The sequence below is a fragment of the Streptomyces sp. NPDC058525 genome, assembly GCF_042719495.1.
GTDB lineage: Bacteria > Actinomycetota > Actinomycetes > Streptomycetales > Streptomycetaceae > Streptomyces.
Genome location: NZ_JBHXNP010000038.1, coordinates 1 through 16,134 on the forward strand (window position 1 = coordinate 1; position 16,134 = coordinate 16,134).

At 68.6% G+C, this 16,134-nt stretch carries 15 protein-coding genes; 9 read left to right on the top strand and 6 right to left on the bottom strand.

The features are described from left to right. Nucleotides 1-122: 122 nt before the first annotated feature. Nucleotides 123-251, bottom strand: coding sequence for a hypothetical protein (locus tag ACFWP3_RS19000; RefSeq protein ID WP_384222265.1), 129 nt, complete (start codon nt 249-251; stop codon nt 123-125). 480 nt (nt 252-731) lie between these two features. On the opposite strand from ACFWP3_RS19000, the gene ACFWP3_RS19005 reads away from it, so the two are divergent. Further along, a complete protein-coding gene (locus ACFWP3_RS19005; RefSeq protein ID WP_384222267.1) occupies nt 732-938 on the top strand; it encodes a hypothetical protein in 207 nt (68 codons plus the stop codon). Between the two features lie 7 nt (nt 939-945). On the opposite strand, the gene ACFWP3_RS19010 is transcribed toward ACFWP3_RS19005, so the two are convergent. Then, nucleotides 946-1,575: an NUDIX hydrolase gene (locus ACFWP3_RS19010; RefSeq protein ID WP_384222269.1), complete on the bottom strand. Its 630-nt coding sequence runs from the start codon at nt 1,573-1,575 to the stop codon at nt 946-948. A gap of 249 nt (nt 1,576-1,824) precedes the next feature. Next, the gene (locus ACFWP3_RS19015) at nt 1,825-2,457 is read right to left on the bottom strand and encodes a hypothetical protein (RefSeq protein WP_384222271.1); all 633 of its coding nucleotides are present in this window, start codon (nt 2,455-2,457) and stop codon (nt 1,825-1,827) included. Between the two features lie 2,502 nt (nt 2,458-4,959). On the opposite strand from ACFWP3_RS19015, the gene ACFWP3_RS19020 reads away from it, so the two are divergent. From ACFWP3_RS19020 to ACFWP3_RS19035, 4 genes are all read left to right on the top strand, one after another. Beyond that, on the top strand, nt 4,960-5,841 hold the full coding sequence (locus ACFWP3_RS19020) for a hypothetical protein (RefSeq protein WP_384222273.1): 882 nt from the start codon (nt 4,960-4,962) through the stop codon (nt 5,839-5,841). 407 nt (nt 5,842-6,248) lie between these two features. Further along, a complete protein-coding gene (locus ACFWP3_RS19025; protein WP_384222275.1) occupies nt 6,249-6,944 on the top strand; it encodes a hypothetical protein in 696 nt (231 codons plus the stop codon). A gap of 331 nt (nt 6,945-7,275) precedes the next feature. Next, nucleotides 7,276-7,581 (top strand): hypothetical protein, encoded by a 306-nt coding sequence (locus ACFWP3_RS19030; protein ID WP_384222278.1) that lies wholly within the window; start codon nt 7,276-7,278, stop codon nt 7,579-7,581. Next, nucleotides 7,578-7,955: a fic family toxin-antitoxin system, toxin component gene (locus tag ACFWP3_RS19035; protein WP_384222280.1), complete on the top strand. Its 378-nt coding sequence runs from the start codon at nt 7,578-7,580 to the stop codon at nt 7,953-7,955. Before ACFWP3_RS19030 ends, ACFWP3_RS19035 begins: the two co-directional genes overlap by 4 nt. 634 nt (nt 7,956-8,589) lie before the next feature. Here ACFWP3_RS19035 and ACFWP3_RS19040 read toward each other — a convergent pair. Continuing rightward, nucleotides 8,590-9,609, bottom strand: coding sequence for a hypothetical protein (locus ACFWP3_RS19040; RefSeq protein WP_384222282.1), 1,020 nt, complete (start codon nt 9,607-9,609; stop codon nt 8,590-8,592). A gap of 271 nt (nt 9,610-9,880) precedes the next feature. On the opposite strand from ACFWP3_RS19040, the gene ACFWP3_RS19045 reads away from it, so the two are divergent. From ACFWP3_RS19045 to ACFWP3_RS19060, 4 genes are all read left to right on the top strand, one after another. Next, entirely contained in the window at nt 9,881-10,888 is a 1,008-nt protein-coding gene (locus ACFWP3_RS19045; RefSeq protein WP_384222284.1) for a hypothetical protein, read from the top strand. Next, nucleotides 10,885-11,550, top strand: a complete 666-nt coding sequence (locus tag ACFWP3_RS19050; RefSeq protein ID WP_384222286.1) for a hypothetical protein — start codon at nt 10,885-10,887, stop codon at nt 11,548-11,550. Before ACFWP3_RS19045 ends, ACFWP3_RS19050 begins: the two co-directional genes overlap by 4 nt. Before the next feature lie 139 nt (nt 11,551-11,689). Further along, nucleotides 11,690-12,511 (top strand): TnsA-like heteromeric transposase endonuclease subunit, encoded by an 822-nt coding sequence (locus ACFWP3_RS19055; protein WP_384222288.1) that lies wholly within the window; start codon nt 11,690-11,692, stop codon nt 12,509-12,511. Nucleotides 12,512-12,528: 17 nt separating this feature from the next. Then, nucleotides 12,529-13,806: a hypothetical protein gene (locus ACFWP3_RS19060; RefSeq protein ID WP_384222291.1), complete on the top strand. Its 1,278-nt coding sequence runs from the start codon at nt 12,529-12,531 to the stop codon at nt 13,804-13,806. Here ACFWP3_RS19060 and ACFWP3_RS19065 read toward each other — a convergent pair. Together ACFWP3_RS19065 and ACFWP3_RS19070 are read right to left on the bottom strand one after the other, a co-directional pair. Next, nucleotides 13,783-15,882: a recombinase family protein gene (locus tag ACFWP3_RS19065; RefSeq protein WP_384222293.1), complete on the bottom strand. Its 2,100-nt coding sequence runs from the start codon at nt 15,880-15,882 to the stop codon at nt 13,783-13,785. The genes ACFWP3_RS19060 and ACFWP3_RS19065 overlap by 24 nt on opposite strands. 30 nt (nt 15,883-15,912) lie before the next feature. Next, nucleotides 15,913-16,080 carry a hypothetical protein gene (locus ACFWP3_RS19070; protein ID WP_384222295.1) on the bottom strand — a complete coding sequence of 56 codons (168 nt, stop codon included), beginning with the start codon at nt 16,078-16,080 and terminating at the stop codon, nt 15,913-15,915. Nucleotides 16,081-16,134: the final 54 nt, after the last annotated feature.

The following is a 16,134-nucleotide window of genomic DNA, read 5'->3' on the forward strand; positions in this document are numbered from 1 at the left end:
GGCTGTCGAGAGCACGCTGTAGTCACACGAACGGTCAACCGATCAGAGCGCCGTAACGCAACGTCATACGACCACAAGAAGTGGATCAGAGCCGTATCTACTGACCGCCGTCAAGCGCCGATTCAGACCTCGCAGACCTCTTCGCCAGCCAGGTCGACATGATTCGGCGCCTCGATCGACGGCTTGGTGCAGAGCCACTGCTCCCACAGCTGCGCAGCCAGATCGAGCAGATGGAAGGCCTGCTGAGTCACACCACAGCTCCTGGCGGCCGCGAACCAATCGCTGCAGCATTGACCCAGGCCGCGACGCTCGCCGGCTGGCAGGCCCTGGACCTTGGTCGGTATCGGGAGTCCTGGCAGCTCCACGAGCACGCCAGGTCGGCAGCCCAACAGTCACAATCGGTTGCCCTCCTCGCCCATGCCACTGCGCAGCAGGCATACGTGCTACTCGACCTCGGCAGGCCGGCAGCCGCCGTTGAGCAGGTACAGCATGCACGCGCTCTCGCGGCGGGCCGCACCCCCGCTCTGCTCGATGCCTGGCTCCATGCTGCCGAGGCGGAGGCCCATGCCGCAGCCGGGAACGCTGACGCCTGCCGACGCTCCCTCGACGCAGCCGAGCGGAGCCGCCCAGCGGATCCGACCGATCCCACCCTGCCGTTTCTCTTCCTAGCAGGGGCACACCTGGACCGATGGAGGGGAAACTGCCTCGCCACCCTGGGAGCAGATGAAGCCTTGCGGGACCTGACCCGCGCCCTCGGTGCGATGGACGGATTCAACCGGGCCGAAGCAGGCGTCCGGTGCGATCTAGCCGTAGTGCTGATGCGCCGCGGCGAGATCGACGAAGCGAGGCGGCAGGCCCTCCGCGCCCAGGACCTGGCCACCGACACCCATTCGCTGCGACAGAGGCGGCGCATCGAAAGGGTGCTGCAGCACGTGTGACCAGCTCCTACCGTGAGCGCGTGATCAGCAGATGCTGGACTGCGATCAGGGTTCCCGAGTTGGCGATCTGGCCAGCCGCGATGAGTGCAGGGATCTCGTCCAGCGGCACCCACGCCGTGCGCTGGGCCTCGTTCTTCTCAGTCGGCTCGGCGACCTTGACCACGCCGCGGGCGATGTAGATGTGGTGAGGACTGGTCACCGTCCCGATCATCGGCTCGTACATGACCACGTGTTCAGGGGCGCTGGTCAGCGCGTACCCGGTCTCCTCCAGCGCCTCGCGGGCGATGGTTTCGGCAGGGTTCTCGCCCGCATCCACCAGGCCGCCGGGCAGCTCCCAGTTCCACAGGTCCGGCACGAAGCGGTGGCGCCACATCATGTACACGCGGTCTTGCTCGTCGACCATCGCTACGATGGCCGCCGCCGGCAGGTACACCTTGTGGTGCTCGAACCGCTCACCGTCGGGCGTCTGGACATCCACCATGGTCACGGTGACCCAGCGGTTCTCGTAGATGGGTCGCTCTCCGTGGGCCAGCCAGGCCGTGATCCGATCGTCCTCCTCGGTGCCGCCTGCCTGTGCGTCGTCTATCGCCGGGGACTCCGAGGCGCTGCCGTGATCATGGCGGTCGATCTGAGACACGTGGCTCCTTCTTCTGTCGCGGTCACAGGCTACGGGCGCCGCCGCGACGCAGGAGTGGCCCCCTGCATGGAGGTGGACCGCGGTCGGCCGAGCTGGCAGCCCCAAGTCGACCACAAGGATTTCGAATCCCGAGCCTGATTGGCCACCGTGGGTATCCCAGGTGGACTACCCACGCCCGGACGCCGCGATGGATGCTGGGGCTCCACGGACAAGATCAGGAGACCGCGGTGCCACTTCTGCCGTAGGCCCTCACGTGCTGGAGTACTCCTGAGGAGCGTCGAAAGGGTGGAGCAGATGGTCTGCGGTGCGGGGGGTCTCCTCTGGGGGTGGCTGAAGGGCTGCCAGCGCACTGGTCAGTGTCTCCGAGGTCCGCGTCCATCGTCGAGGCACCGTCAGTTTGAGCCTGGTGCCCTTGTGCTCGTGAGGGAGCGGGGCCGGCTTGCAGTCGACCACCGGAACCAGCCCAAGATCATGGGCATAGAGCAGAACTGGGCGCTGTGCGACCAGGGAGCGCAGCTCCAGCCGGGCCACCGGCCCAAGGATGAACACCCGGCTTCCAGCGCGCTTCTGCTTGCCGACCACGATCAGCCCGTCAAGAGAATCGGCGAAAGCGTCCCATTCGTACTCTCGGCCGCCGAATGCGTCCTCGTAGGTGAGCAGCTGGGTGCCATCGGGGAGGTCCCCTTGGATACGAGCTCGCCACTGCGGCCACTGCCGGGACTGAGAGATTCCGGGCGGGACGCTGATGTAGACCGATGCGGGCTCGCCCAAGGCTCGCTGCTTCGCGAGGTGAGCCATGGCACGTACGAAGCGGATCCGCTGCCGTGGAGGAGCGTAGCTTCCCGGATCAGCAACCGCATCGTCAGTCTTCTTGGCGCCCATCATCCCTCGGTACAGCTCCCCATCTCGGTTGAGGGGACGAGGCGGCAGACACCGATGCCCCGTCAACTACCTTGTCCTGGCAGCGGAAACGATAGCCATACCTTCTCCATCGGGCGCACTTGCGGCGGTAAGGTAGCACCGGAGAAGATCCCCAGATCAGTACTGTGCCCCGCGAGGTAGGACTCCGGGGCGCGGCCTACGACCTTCGCGTGGAAGGCGTCGACATGACACAGGTTACCCCTGCGTCTGCACGGACAGCAGCGGCACGTCAACTTGCTCTGCTGCTCTTCGGCGTGCCTGCTCCGATGTCCGCGCTCGACGATCCCCGTGCGCGCGAAGCCCTCTCCCGAAGGAGAGGGGGCGCAATGGCGTAGCACCTGAGGCGGAGCCGGCTCTACCGGGTCTCTGCCGTCACGGTCAGAAGCGGTGTTGGCGCACCGGATCCGACCTCACGCAACCGCTCGGCAGGAACCCGAGCGAAGGCCCTCCGCTCGGTGCGAGCACCGGCGAGGGGTGAATCGATCCCACAAAGGATCTTGGAAGCCTTGGCGGGCTTCCTTGTGCCCTCAGCCTGATATTCAAGGACAAAGCACATGGTGCAGCATCACGCTGCCCTCTGTCAGCCCCGGTCTGTCCGGAAGACGGAGTATGCGGCAAATGAGACATGGTTCTGGTCCGGGAGACGCGGCCCTGGAGCACCCCCAAGAGCGCGCCCCGCCCCCGGTAACTCGACGACGCGCGCGAGCCGTCGCGATGCGTAGTCAGCGACCGCGTGATCCGTCACGCAGCACCATCCCGAGCGTGGAGCCCGCCCGGGTTCCGAGAGCGCGGCGGGCCCACCCCAACGCTCCCGCGAGTCCACTCGACCTCAGCGCTGCTACTCAAAGTCGGCTCCGCGCAGCAGTCCTCTTTGCCGTCGAGGCAGCCCGAGTGACGGGCGCCTCTGATGCGGCCATCCTCGGGCTGCTCGTTCTCATGGCCAAGACCTCCGCCCAGGACGGACGCGCCCGGATCTGGGCAGCCGAACTCGGGCGCTGGCTCGGCGTGGGCCAGTCAACGGTCGCCCACGACGTACTGCCGCACCTCAGGGCTTCCGGCCTGCTGGCCACCCGTCCCACCACAGATGCCGCAGGTCGAGTCCGAGGACTCGAGTGCGTGGTGATGCCCATGTGGAGGGCCCGCGGGCTGGGGACCGTCGCTCATCCGATGGCCCTCACACAGCCCGAGCTGGCCACTTTCCTGCGGTTCATGGAGGCCGTGGTGGGTCCGGGCTGGCGGCCCACTGACCCGTCCAAGCCTGTAACGCCTCCTGGGCTACTTGCCGATCGCACCGGTCGAGGCGCTGCCACCGACCGTCTGGCTCTCGTGCTGATGGCCCTCAACAGTACGAAGCACGGGCGCTTACGGCTCTGTCCCGGCACCGTGGACGAGCGGCGCGGACGACCGGCCGCCACGGTGGCACGCATGCTTGCGGCGACGCCGGCCGCCGGAGCCAAGGTTCTGGCGCGGCTCGCGGCACACGGCGTGGTGACCATCATCCAGAGGCTGGCAAGAACAGGCATGGCCGGGAAAAGCCAGGTGGTCCTCCCTGCCATAGCCGCCGTCGGGGCCCGCCCGGCCACCTCCCCGACCTCCCTCACCAGCATTCGTCCCAGCAGCGCCGCGCGTACTGCCAGCGTCCGCAACGCGACTGCTGACGCATCGCTGTTGAAGCTCACGTCCGACCTTCTGTGGAAGCCGCGGCAGGACCACCGCGGTAGGGCGTGCGCCGCAGTTCTGGCAGATGGTCAGCTCGCATCCCGAGCGACAGAAACTGCACTCGGTGATCTTGAACCAGGGGATGCCCTGCCCTACCCGACCCCACCAGGGAACGGGCGCCTATCCCCGGCAATGCGCCCTGCTCCAGCCGTACGCGCCGATGCTGCACACCTCCACACCACCCACTCTCTAGTGGTTGCTCTACCGAAGAAGAGTGCCGCTGAGTATTGCTTTTCCGGCGGAGCCAGTGGGCGCTACGGAAGTCAGCCGGGCCGCGCGTGCCCGCGCGAGGACGCTTCGGCGTTGCAGCAGGAGACCTTGGTCGTCCGTGACCCGCTCCGCGGGGAACAGCAGGGTGTCGTCGGCGGTGTGAGTTGCACGGATGCGTCGCGGCACGCGGTTGCCTTGTGGCGAGGGCAGTCGACTGCTCTCCCGCAGGGCCGGAAACCGCTGCCCCCGAAGCTTCGGTCTGCCTTGGCGCCGGTCGAGGTGGTCTACAGCCAGGTGAGCCGAGCGGCGACCCGGACCATGGTGGGGGCGGCAGCGGCTCGTGAGCTCAAGCTCGTGCAAGGCGTTGTCGGGCCGGACAGGGCGGAGCGCGTACTCGCTGCTCGGCTGAGCCGGCGTCTGTCCGATCAGCGTCGAGACCAGGTGCCCATCGCTGACCCGGCGGGCTGGCTTATCGCCCGCGCTCTACCCCGGCGCAGCAGCTGCTACGACGACCGATGCGACGAGGGGAGGCGCATGGACACCGGAGAGGTCTGCCGCGCCTGCGAGGAGCTGATTGCCGACCGCCGGGCACTGCGCCGTGACGTCGCGGCGAGACTCTCCACGCACTCCACGGGCCTGGCCGCCCCGGCTGGGCCGGGAGACACCCGCAAGGGGATGTTCGAGGCGCTGTTGAAGCAGGAGTTCACAGCGCAGGAGGCTCGCCGCGCCGTACTCCGTGAGCGGGCCGCCGAGGAGCGGGCTGCGCGGGACGCCGCGGTTGCGGCTCGCCAGGCGCAGGTGGAGGCTGCGGCGGCCGCACGGAGGGAAGCGCCCTGCCAGGAATGCGGCCGACGGATGGAGGCCGACGTGTGCGGCATCTGCATCTGCTGGAAGGCTGTGGAGATGGCCGCTGCCGAGACCGGAGACCTTGTGCGCGCTACCTGGACGGTGCCCACCGCTCCGGCAGCGCGAGAATGGGCGGCCGACCAGGCAGCGGCTGAGGTCAGGACCGAGGCGGAACAGGCTGCCAACCGAGGCCGCGCGCAGGGTGCCACCGAGGAAACTTCCGCCTGTATGGCCAAACTCGCCGCAGAGCTGACCGCGTGGGAGCGACAGCAGTCGGCCCTCGCGCCACTGGCACAAGACGCGCGGGCGGACGCGGAAGCGACGGCCGCCTTCGAGACGGAGATGCGGCGTACCCACCTCCACCCGTCGACCGACGACGCCCGCCGGGCCGCGCGGGCCGCGGCCCAGGCGGCGCGGAAGCGGGCTGCCGAGCACCTCGTGGCCGCAGCGCTGGCGGACGGTCGGGAGCGCCGGCGGGAGACACCACAGAGTGAGGAGCCCGACCCTTACCGACTGGGGGCGGCGCGAGTTCGCGCAAGGATGCACCGACCCGGTTCGAGTGCCGCGTGAACGCTGGGGCAGGGTGTGCTGTGGGCGGCCGGCTTGGCCGGGATGGATCAGAAGAACTCCACCCTGCAGAAACAAACGGTGGGGTTGCAGGACTAACCCCACCATCCACAACGGTGTACAACAGCCGGGCCGTGCACTCCACGACCACACCTTCAATGCACGGTGGGTGTTAGACGAGCGCCTTCCGGCCGTGCAAACCCACCGCAGGCTTCATGCCCGCCCGGGCAGCCCAGCCCCACACCACAGCCAAAACAGCGAGGAGCAGCACCGTGGCTCAGTCCACCGGCGTCGTTCGGGCGCTCTTCACCCCCAGCGACGGCCATCCCACCACCGAGCGGTCGGTCGTCGCACGGAACTCTGCGTACTGCGAAACCAGCACCAGAATTGGGCGCGACGGTAGACCTGCCGTGACGACGGAGATGCTGCCGCAACTCATCCCCTACACCCCGCCGCTGGCCCGCGACTCCGAACACTGCCCGTGCGGCGACTCCGGCCCCACATGCGAAGAGTCCATGTGCAGGCCCTGCCGCGAACTCGCTGTGGCCACCCACGGCCAACGTCTCACCCGGCTCCTCAGCACCATCTGTTACGACCACCGCGGCGTCCGCCTGACCTGGACAGAAGCCAGCGGCTATGCCTCCGCCTTCACCCCCCGGGTCGACTTCCTGATGCCCGACGTCCACAACCCCGAAGGCCCGCTCCACCTGTTCCGAGGGTTCGCCTACTGGGAGGACGACCAGCTCATCGCGGCCTGCGCCAAGGGGGCTCGCGACGAAGAGATCCTGGCCCTGGCCCTGGCGATGGCGCACTATGCCCTCGCCACCCTGGCCATTCACGAGGTCGATGAGTGGTACAGCTACCGTTCTGCCCAGGTGTACCCCCTCACCGACCTGACCCGTACGTGCCACAGGACGAGGACCGGAGACCCGACGGCAACGGCGCCGTTGTCCTCTGGCTCACCTACGGCAGCGCGGCCTATGCGGCGGCCGGTCAGCCGCTGGGAGACGCGCCCAGACGGGCACGTCACCTCCCCATTAAGAGGGATGACCTGGAGAACATGCCTGGCCAGACCCTGCACATTGACCTCGAAGGCATACGCGTGACTCCGCCTGGAAGCAGGGTTCCTACGGCCAACACCTGGTCAGCGCCCCGAGGGGGAAGATGCCATCGCCGCATCCCTGCGCGACGTTCACCACGCCATGGTGATGTCCGGACTAGCGGTAGTGGCCGATCACTTGACCTTCTCCGGCCGCCGCGTTCTCGCTTTCACGCCGGGCGCAGCACCGAACAACTTCCTTGCATGGGACGCCTACCTTACGTACGACGGGTGACGGTGAATCGACGCAAACTCGACATGCGGCCACAGCCGGCGAGTCTGCGGCATTCAGGCAGATCGCTCGCCGGGATCATGATCACGCTGGTACCGTCGCTCCTATGGAGCAGAACGACGGACTGCCTACAGGATTCAGCCCGGACGAGTACGACCGAGTGGCGAAGGCGGCACGCGTGGCCGGCAAGTCACCCGAGGCATTCGTGCGCGACGCGGCCCTGCACGCCGCCGACGACCCGTTCCTCGACGCCCTGACGCACGCCCGTGAGAGCGTCACACGCCTCGCGCCGGTCTTCGCGGAGCACAGCGAGGAGCCTCGGCCCCCGGTGGCAGTCGGCGCCTCCTTCCCGGATGCGCCGCCGCTCGGCAGCCGCGACCTCGGCCAGGCACACCAGAGTCACGCCGCGTGACCCGGTTCCTCACCCCGCCAGAGCTCCTGCAGGTCGCCCAGAGGCTTCCCGGTGACCCGGAATGCCGCGACCTGGGAATCCTCGACGCTGCCTGTGCCCGAGCGCGGGCCCACCACATGCGCCAGGACGTCTACGGCTCCCTCTGGCTCAAGGCAGCAGCAATGCTGGAGACGATCGTGCTTCACGAGCCGCTGGAGACGAAGAACCACCTCTTCGCATGGCTCTGCGCCGAAACCTTCCTGGCGACGAACGAGGTCCACATGACCTACGCACCCGAGGACGCCCTCGCCCTCGTGCTGCGAACCAAGCACAAGGGCGTCGACCTGCGCGAGGTCTCCCGCCAGCTGCGCGCCTGGACCATCCCGGCTCCGTGAACGGACGACTGCACCGGACCCGAGTGGCGAGCCCTCGGCCAATTGTCACCTGGTCCAGCCGATGAGAGCCAAGGCAAGCCGGCCTGCTGTCAGGAGCGACGGCTACTGGACGGTCCTGCTGGAGATCGCCAACGACCTGGTCAGTACTGGCCGGAACGGCAACGCGCACTCTGCCAGCACCGCGGCTCTGAGTCGGCTCCTCGGTATGGGGTATGGTCCCAGTGCCGTCCTGGACCTATCCGCGCTCGTGGTCCTCGCAGCCGTCAGGGCATGGCCCGCCCACTGCCGGGATGATCAAGGTAACCCAGATCCGTTGGCGTTCCTCGCGAGCTTCACGGCCCTCCCTTCTGGCGCTCCGACTGCCCTCAGAAACGGCCCGTTCACTGTGAGCGAGCGCCCCACTGGGCAACAGACCCAGCGATCACACGAACTCGAGCGGGCAGTCGTCGAAGCGCTCCAGGTGGACCCCGATCACCCCACTGCGCGGCGCGCAGTGCGACGTGCCCTTTCGGCGTACGGCCAGACCGTGCGGGAGGCCACAGGGATCTACGGCACCATCTGCGAAATCGTCGGGCACCTCGGCCCCGCACCATCGGAACAGGAACCAGAACCGCCTCGTGAGCTCCCTTGAACGTCAGCCGGCTTGCCGGTAGCTGGCTGCCGGCCCTACCGTGCCGGAACCGAACCGGGCGTTGAGCAGGTCGATGGCCTTCTCCGCCCGCAGCCGACGCTCCCGGCCCGGGTCGAAGGAGAGCTGCTCGGCGACGGCGGCCGCGTCGACTAGCTGCTCGCAGCGCAACGCGATGCCTCGGACCCGGGCCCGCTGGAAGCCCAGCGCCTGGTACATCTCGTACGCGATGTCGCGGAGGTCATCGGTGTGCGCGGTCGGGCCTCCGGGCAGCTGGCGGCTGCGATGGACCTGGGAGCGGTCGGCCAGGGTGACGGTCATCGTGATCGCCTTGGCCGCCTGCCGTCGCGTCCGCAGCCGGTCACCGAGCTCGACCGCCAGCGACAGCAGAGCAGCACGGACCGCCTCGGGGGACAGGGTGTCGACGGCGAACCGCCGCTGCCCGGCCGTGCTGTGCGGAAGCTCCGTCGGCACCACCACCCTGCGGTCGACGCCGCGGGCCACCTCGCGCAGTTGCCGGCCCGCCCGCCCTCCGAGCACCCGCTGCACGGTCGCCTCCGGCAGCTGCGCCAACAGACCGATCGTGTGCACCCCGAACCGGACCAGCCGCTGTTCCTGGGCGCGGCCGATGCCGTAGAGCTCCCCGACAGGCCGGTGGTGCAGGAAGGCGGCCACCTGCTCCGGCGCGGATCCGACGGCGACCACGCCGCGCCCCGCGGCGTCCCGGGATGCCATCGCGGCCACCGACCACGTCGGCCCGACGCCGACCGCCACCGGCAGCCCGTACAGCGCCATCGCCCGCGCCCGTACCATCCGGCCCAGCTCGGCAGGATCCCGGTCGAAGAATCGGACGCTGCCTGACACGTCCGCCACCAGGACCGACGGCGGTACGGCCTGCACCACCGGTGTCACGTCCGCCACCAGGCCAAGAAGCAGCCGGTACAGAACCGGGTCCACGTCCATGGGGCAGCGCAGGTGCAGGATCGGGGAGCCGACGCCCACCTGATCGGTCTGTTCGTCGTCCACGGCGACACCTCCCACAACAACCGTATCGAGAACATATTCGAACAGGCACCCGGGAAGCGGAACGGGAGATTCGAACAGAGGTACGTGTGACCGAGATTTTTACTTGGCGGACGAGCGCAGTACTTGGCGGATCTTGCTTCCGTAACGCTGTGTTGTTGAGACTTAGTGCTCTCGTTGGCCCTTGAGCGTTGCAGCTAGCCCGTGCCTATCCAGCTCGGGCGCACACCGCCCCGGCTCTTGAGGTTCCTGAGCTGGGCGTTAGCCTCAGCGGATGATTCCTGAGCCGCCACCGAAGGTCATCACGCGTCTCCGCGACGGGCGGATCCACGCCTACGTCGTGGGCGCCGGCGTCTACGGGACGCTGGAGCCCGCAGCGGTCTTCCAGCCGCGGGATGGCGAGGAGGTCGTAGCGTCGGTGGTCCGGCAGGATTTGGAGCGGGTCGTGTACACGACGCTGAACGGAGTCGTCTGCCTCACGCGCGCCGGCGACCTCATGTGGGCCTCGGACTTCGAACCGCACTCTGACGTACGCCATGGCCACCAGCCTGGCTGTGCGCTGTCTCTGGACGGCCGGACGGTGTGGGTCTACCGGCCGGACGCGATGGCGGGACGCGGGGGCGGGGACCAGTGGGTCGTGCACGACGCCGACAGCGGTGTGGTTGTCGCCCGCCGGGAACTGGAGACGGTCGGGCACGGCGCCTTCCACCACCTGCATCCCGTGGACGGCAGCATCTACATCGACATCGGTGAGGGCCAGGACGGCTCCGTCATTCTCCGGGGCACGGGCGGGGCGGACAGCGAGCCGGAGTTCGTGACGTACCCGTGGCAGGACCGTTGCCTGATCGACCTGGCTCCGTCCGGGCACCAGTTCATGACCGTGGACCACGGACAGGCGGACGTCAGCTTCCACGACCACCCCAACGGGGACGTGCTCTTCACCCTCCCCGTCGAAGCCTTCGGGTACGACCCGGAGGAGTCCTTCGTGGAATGGAGCGGCGGCTACGTGACCGAGGACACGGCCATCGTCACCCTGGGCGGTGAGAGTCAGGACGAGGAGGAGTGGTTCCGTTACCACCTGGTCGACGTACGCACGGGCACCCTCAGCGGCGAGTTCACCGTCGAGGCGAGCAACCCGTACGAGCTGGTGCCCCTGGGCGACGGTTCCTGGCTCACCGGCGGCCCCGGCGGCGACCCCGTCCGTTGGTCCAGCGCTCCGCAGCCGTCGGCACCGCCGCACCCGGCCGTACCAACCTCTCCATACGAGAGGCAGCAACCGTGACGGCAGACCCCCGAGTGCCGCTGACTCCTCAGGCGCCTGAAGGCTTGAGCCGGCGAGCTCGGTACTTCGTCGAGGGACACGGGCTGCGTGTTCCACACCGCGACCTCAAGCTCTTTCGGGAGGCATGGCTCAAGCAAGGGATTCCCGATGCCGAGATCGACCGGGCTGTCGCCTTTCAAGAGCTCTGGGGCGGCCTCGCCCTGCCCCCGGCCCCCGAATACGAGGGCGGCCCGCGCGTTCTGGAAGCCGATGCCCCCGAGGGCTCGGCCGCGAACGGATGGCGGTTCCCGGCCGGCGGCTGTCGCGTCTCCATGGCCCACGGGTTCATGATCGGGCCAGGAGGTGAGTTCGGGATCGACGCTGACCACTGGACGCCGCTGCACGCCAGCACAGAGGGATGGGTGGAAGCCCTGGCGCTGGCCAGCCACGCGGGCTACTGGGCCGAGACCATCACGAAGATCAAAGGCAGCGCCGTCGAGGACCTCAACCTCGACGGATTCGAGCCGGTACCCGAAGTCCAGGGACTCGCTGACACCTGGTGGCGGGGCAAGGACTCGCTCATCGCCATCTACCGCGGCGAAGCCTCAGGCTTCAGCGCCCCCCATTGCCTGAGGGCCCATATCTACGGCGGGCTCGATGCATGGGGCCTGGTCGGCACCTGACTCCCGAAGGCCGAGCCCCTCGGTCCCGCCGCTGAGCGTTCGGGTTGCAACAAGGGCCAACTTACAGCGCTAAGTCACAGTTGTGGTCAGTTCCGAAGATCGGGCCTTGTCGCTACGCGGGTGGTGATGCTGTGAGTGAGTGAGCGAGATAGCCAGGGCGAGGATCCGGTCGGACACGAGTCGCCTCGACGAGCTTGTCGCGGCGTACAGCGGGGATGCCGCGTTTCGGGATCAACTCGATCTCACGGATGGCTGGATATGTCGTTGGAGTTCGACGTGGCGGGTGGGTGCCGGCGAGGGCTGCTGGCCGGTTCGCGACATGGCTCATGTTCCGGTGCTGTCGTCCCGGCCGGTGCGGGGGTTCACTTGGCGGGCGAAGCAGCGGCATCGTCCCGGCCTGGAGGTGATGGCGTCCACGGGCAGAGGGCACGGCTTCGAGTCGCTGGAGGAGATGCGGCTGCTGGTCGCGCTGGACTTTGTGGGGGCGTCGGAGGTGCTGTCTCAGCCGTTCCGCCTGGACTTCGAGCACGGGGGCGGGTCGTCCTGGCACATCCCGGACTACTTGGTGGTGATCGGTGGCGGGATGTGGCTGATGGATGTCCGCCCGATGGAGCTGGTCAAGGACGAGGACGCGCTGAAGTTCGCGGCGGCCAGGGAGACGGCGGCGGCTTGTGGCTGGCGGTACTCGGTGGTCGCGGGCTGGCGCCCGCATGTCTGGAGCGTGCTTGACCACCTGTCGTCGCGTCGTCGGCCGGTGAGGGATCTGCTGGGCATGCGGGATCAGCTGCTGACGATCATCGGCGGCCGGGAGGGGCGCGTAATGACGTTCTCCATGTTGGCGGACGCGACCAGTGTGCCTTCCGTTGGCCGGGCCAACATCGTCCGGCTGCTCTGGCAGCGCGAGCTCGGCGTTGATCTGGGCAGTCCCTTGCGCGACAGCTCGCTGATCTGGGGGGTGTGATGGCGGCGAGGGGGGTTTTGCAGGTCGCGCGGGGCAGGCGGGTTGCGCTCAACGGCGTCGAGTGGACGGTTGAGGATGTCCATGGCCAGCTCGGTCGGCTCGTGCTCGTGGATGGCGGTGGCCATGCTGAGACCCGCTCGTTCCGCTGGCTCATCAACCACGCCGACCTGCGGCTCCTGCCGGTAGCCGAAGTGCCGGGGCGCCCGGCACCGGTCTCACGGCAGCCGAGGACACTGGCCGACCTGACCGAGGACCAGGTGGAGCGGGCCCGGTTGCGGGCTGCGCATGTGCTGGAAGCCGAGACGGGGTTCCGGGAGGGGCACCCGGCTCGGGCACTGCCGGGTGAGCCCCGGCCGGGCTACGACCCGCACCGCACGACGCTGACCCAGCGACGCAACGCGAAGGCGGCGGAGATGAAGGCGATGCCCCGTCCGGAGGCGGTCCGGCTCGGTCTGCAGCACCTCAGCTTCCGGACTTTGGAGCGTCTGTCGGGACTCGCGGGCGACAGTCTCCTGCTGGCCTGCGCGGACGGGCGCTGGACCCGGCGACGCAGTGGCCATCGCAGCGTCACCGAGGAGGTCCGTGAGGCGATCTTCGCGGTCAAGGCCGAATGCGGGGAACGCGCCCGCCTGAGTCTGGCCGCCAGGCACCGGTTGATGCACCAATACATCCGCGAGCGGTTTCCGGCGTTTCCGGCCGAGAAGATCCCTTCCCGTTGGACGTTTGCGGACGTCTGGAAGGAGTGGTTCGGGCCAGGTGGCGCTCGGCCACGCTACGGGCGGACGGCCCAGGCCGCCGCGGAGGCCGGCGTCTCGGGCCGGATGGTGGTCCACCGGCCGGGCCAGGTCCTGGTGCTGGACTCGACTCCGATGCCGGTGAAGCTGCGCGAGACCGTGTTCGGCGACGCGGTCACAGCGACCCTGACCCTCGCGCTCGATCTCTACACGCACGGGCTGCCGGCTTTCCGGCTCACGCTGCAGTCCGACACCTCGGTCGACATCGCGATGCTGCTGCGGGACGTGATGCTGCCGCTTCCGATGCGGGAGGGCTGGGGCGAGGATATGGAGTGGCCGTACGCCGGAGTCCCGGCCGACGTGATCGCCGAGTTCAGCGGGCACCGGGTCGCCGCTCTGCCGTTCTTCGCCCCGGAGACGGTCACCACCGACCACGGCGGCCCCTACAAGAACCACGACCTTGTGGAGGCCGAACGGGAGATCGGCTGCCGGATCCTGCCCGCCCGGGTGCTGCGGCAGACCGACAAACCTCGTGCTTCATACTGCGCCTCTTTCGGTTGATGCGGTTGTTGTTGAGTCGTCAGCGAGTCTGTAGGGCGACGGTCGGCCGAGTCGGGGCCTGACGAAGTCGGGTGGGGGCGGGTAGTAGAAGTACTCGCCCTTGTCGTTGGCGACGCGTCCGGTCAGCAGCCCGCGGTCGCGCCAGTGCTTGACGGTGACCTGGTTGACGCCGAGTCGGCGGGAGATCTCGCGCAGGCTGACCATGCCGAGGTCCGCCAGCCGCTGGGGGTGGCTGCGCAGGTGGTAGGCGTCGCGGATCTGGCGGACGATCCGGGCGTGGATGGGCCGGCCGCTGCCGCTGACGTGACCACGTGTGGTGAGGATCGCGGCGATCTGGCCGTCGGTGTGGTCCTCAAGGAGCTCGTCGATGGCGGCGACGACATCGGAGGGGGTCTGACGGATCTGCCAGGAGGCCAGCGGGACCGGCAGGACCAGGGTGTGTTCCTGGCCGCCACGCAGGCGGACGTGGGCGGTGATCTGTTCGGCACGGTGCATGGTGACGTCGGCGACCAGGAGCCTGACCAGGCGTTTGCGCTCGCGCACCGGGGTGGCAGGGTCGTTCCACAACCTCGGGAAGTCGCTGGCCAGGGCGGTGATCCGGGCGCGTTGGGTGTCGTTCAGGGTGCCGGCGCCTTCGGCTTTCGTCTTCTCGTAGGTGTCGGTGGCCTCGGCGAGTTCGCGCAGGGAGGCGTTCCAGTCGGCTTCCAGGCTGGTGGCGACCAGGCGGTTGTCGGGGTCGACCGCGAGATAGCGGCGTCGGGCCAGGTCGGACTGGTAGCGGGCGCGCTCGACGGCGGCGGCCCGCAGCCGGTCGGCGTCATCCGCGCGGGTGGCCAGTTCCTCGGCCACGGCCAGGGCGGCCTCCAGGGCAAGCGGGGTCAGGGCCTGGACCAGCAGATGTCCCACGGCGTCGTCGACGCCGGCGCCGTGGACGCGCTGGCAGATCGGGTTGCCGTGCTGGATGCCCTTCGCCTGGCAGACGTACTCGGGCTCGAGTCGGACTTTGCGCTGGTGGTAGCGCACGGTCATGCGCTTGCCGCAGATCCCGCAGACGGCGATGCCCTGCAGCAGCGCCGGGCCCTCGCGTGGTGGGCCGGCGTGGCGGTCCTTGCCGTGGGCGCGCGCGTTGGCGGTGAGTTTGACCTGGTTGGCCTCGTACTTCTCGAAGGTGATGTATCCGGGGTGGTGGTCGGGGAACAGCGCGATCCACTGCTCGCGCGGCTGCAACCTGGGCCCGGACTTGCCGGTGCCGGGTGTGGGTTTGTGCTGGAAACGGCCGTAGAAGAACGCGCCGGCATAACGAGGGTTGTGCAGCATCTGCAGGATGCGCGAGTGCGTGGCCGGTGCCCAGACGATCTTTCCCTTGTCCGGGCCGTGGGGCAGTCGGCGGGGTAGTCGCAGGCCGTCGTGGTTGAACGCCTTGACCACCGCGGTGGCCGAGCCGACGGTGTCGAACAGGTCGAAGACCGCGCGCAGGGCGGCCACGATCGCGACGTCGGGGTCCAGGACGACCTTCCCGGACGGGTCGTAGACCAGGCCGATCGGCACCGGGCTGATCAGTTCCCCGCGCCGCGCTTTGGACAACTGCCCGCCACGAAGACGGGCCTTGAGCAGGTGCAACTCCGCTTCCGACATCGTCCCTTTGAGCCCGAGGAGGAGTCGATCATTGAAATCGCAGGGGTCGTAGAGACCGTCCTCGTCCAGGATCAGGGTGCCGGACATCGCGCAGATTTCGAGGAGTCTGTGCCAGTCGGTGTTGTTGCGCGCCAGCCGGGACACCTCCAGGCCGAGCACGATCCCTGCGCGGCCCATGCCGACCTCGGTGACCAGACGCTGGAAGCCCTCTCGGTCGGTGGCGCTCGCGCCGGACTGCCCCTGGTCGGTGTCGATGACGATGATTCGGTCGGCCGGCCAGCCCAGCGCGGCCGCTCTGCTGCGGAGTCCGTACTGACGCACCGTCGACTCGGTGTTGTTTAGAACCTGCTTGATCGAACTTTGCCTGACATAGAGGTAGGCGTCGCGGGCGAGGTGATCGGCGGTCACCTTGAGCGCGGGGCCGAACAACTGCTGGTCCATCTCCTACTCCCAGTCGATGGTTCGTGCAGGTCAAGGGGCATGGGCGAGGACCATCCGGGACCAGACGCGAATGATCTCCGGGTCCACCGGCCCTGCCTGGCTCTGCGGCGCGGCCGGCGACGGGGGCCGCCACCGGGCGGCGGGGACCAGAGCCGCGGTCACGCGCAGGAACGCGACCAGACCCTTGGCGGTCAGCACCGCGAGGCCGTGCTGCGGACCGTCGGCCCCTTGGTGCAGGCGCTCGTAATGCTC

Coding starts and splice junctions, on each gene's coding strand:
- ACFWP3_RS19015 (WP_384222271.1), bottom strand. CDS start 2,457: ATGGGCGCCAAGAAGACTGACGATGCGGTTGCTGATCCGGGAAGCTAC.
- ACFWP3_RS19020 (WP_384222273.1), top strand. CDS start 4,960: ATGGACACCGGAGAGGTCTGCCGCGCCTGCGAGGAGCTGATTGCCGAC.
- ACFWP3_RS19030 (WP_384222278.1), top strand. CDS start 7,276: ATGGAGCAGAACGACGGACTGCCTACAGGATTCAGCCCGGACGAGTAC.
- ACFWP3_RS19045 (WP_384222284.1), top strand. CDS start 9,881: ATGATTCCTGAGCCGCCACCGAAGGTCATCACGCGTCTCCGCGACGGG.
- ACFWP3_RS19065 (WP_384222293.1), bottom strand. CDS start 15,882: ATGGACCAGCAGTTGTTCGGCCCCGCGCTCAAGGTGACCGCCGATCAC.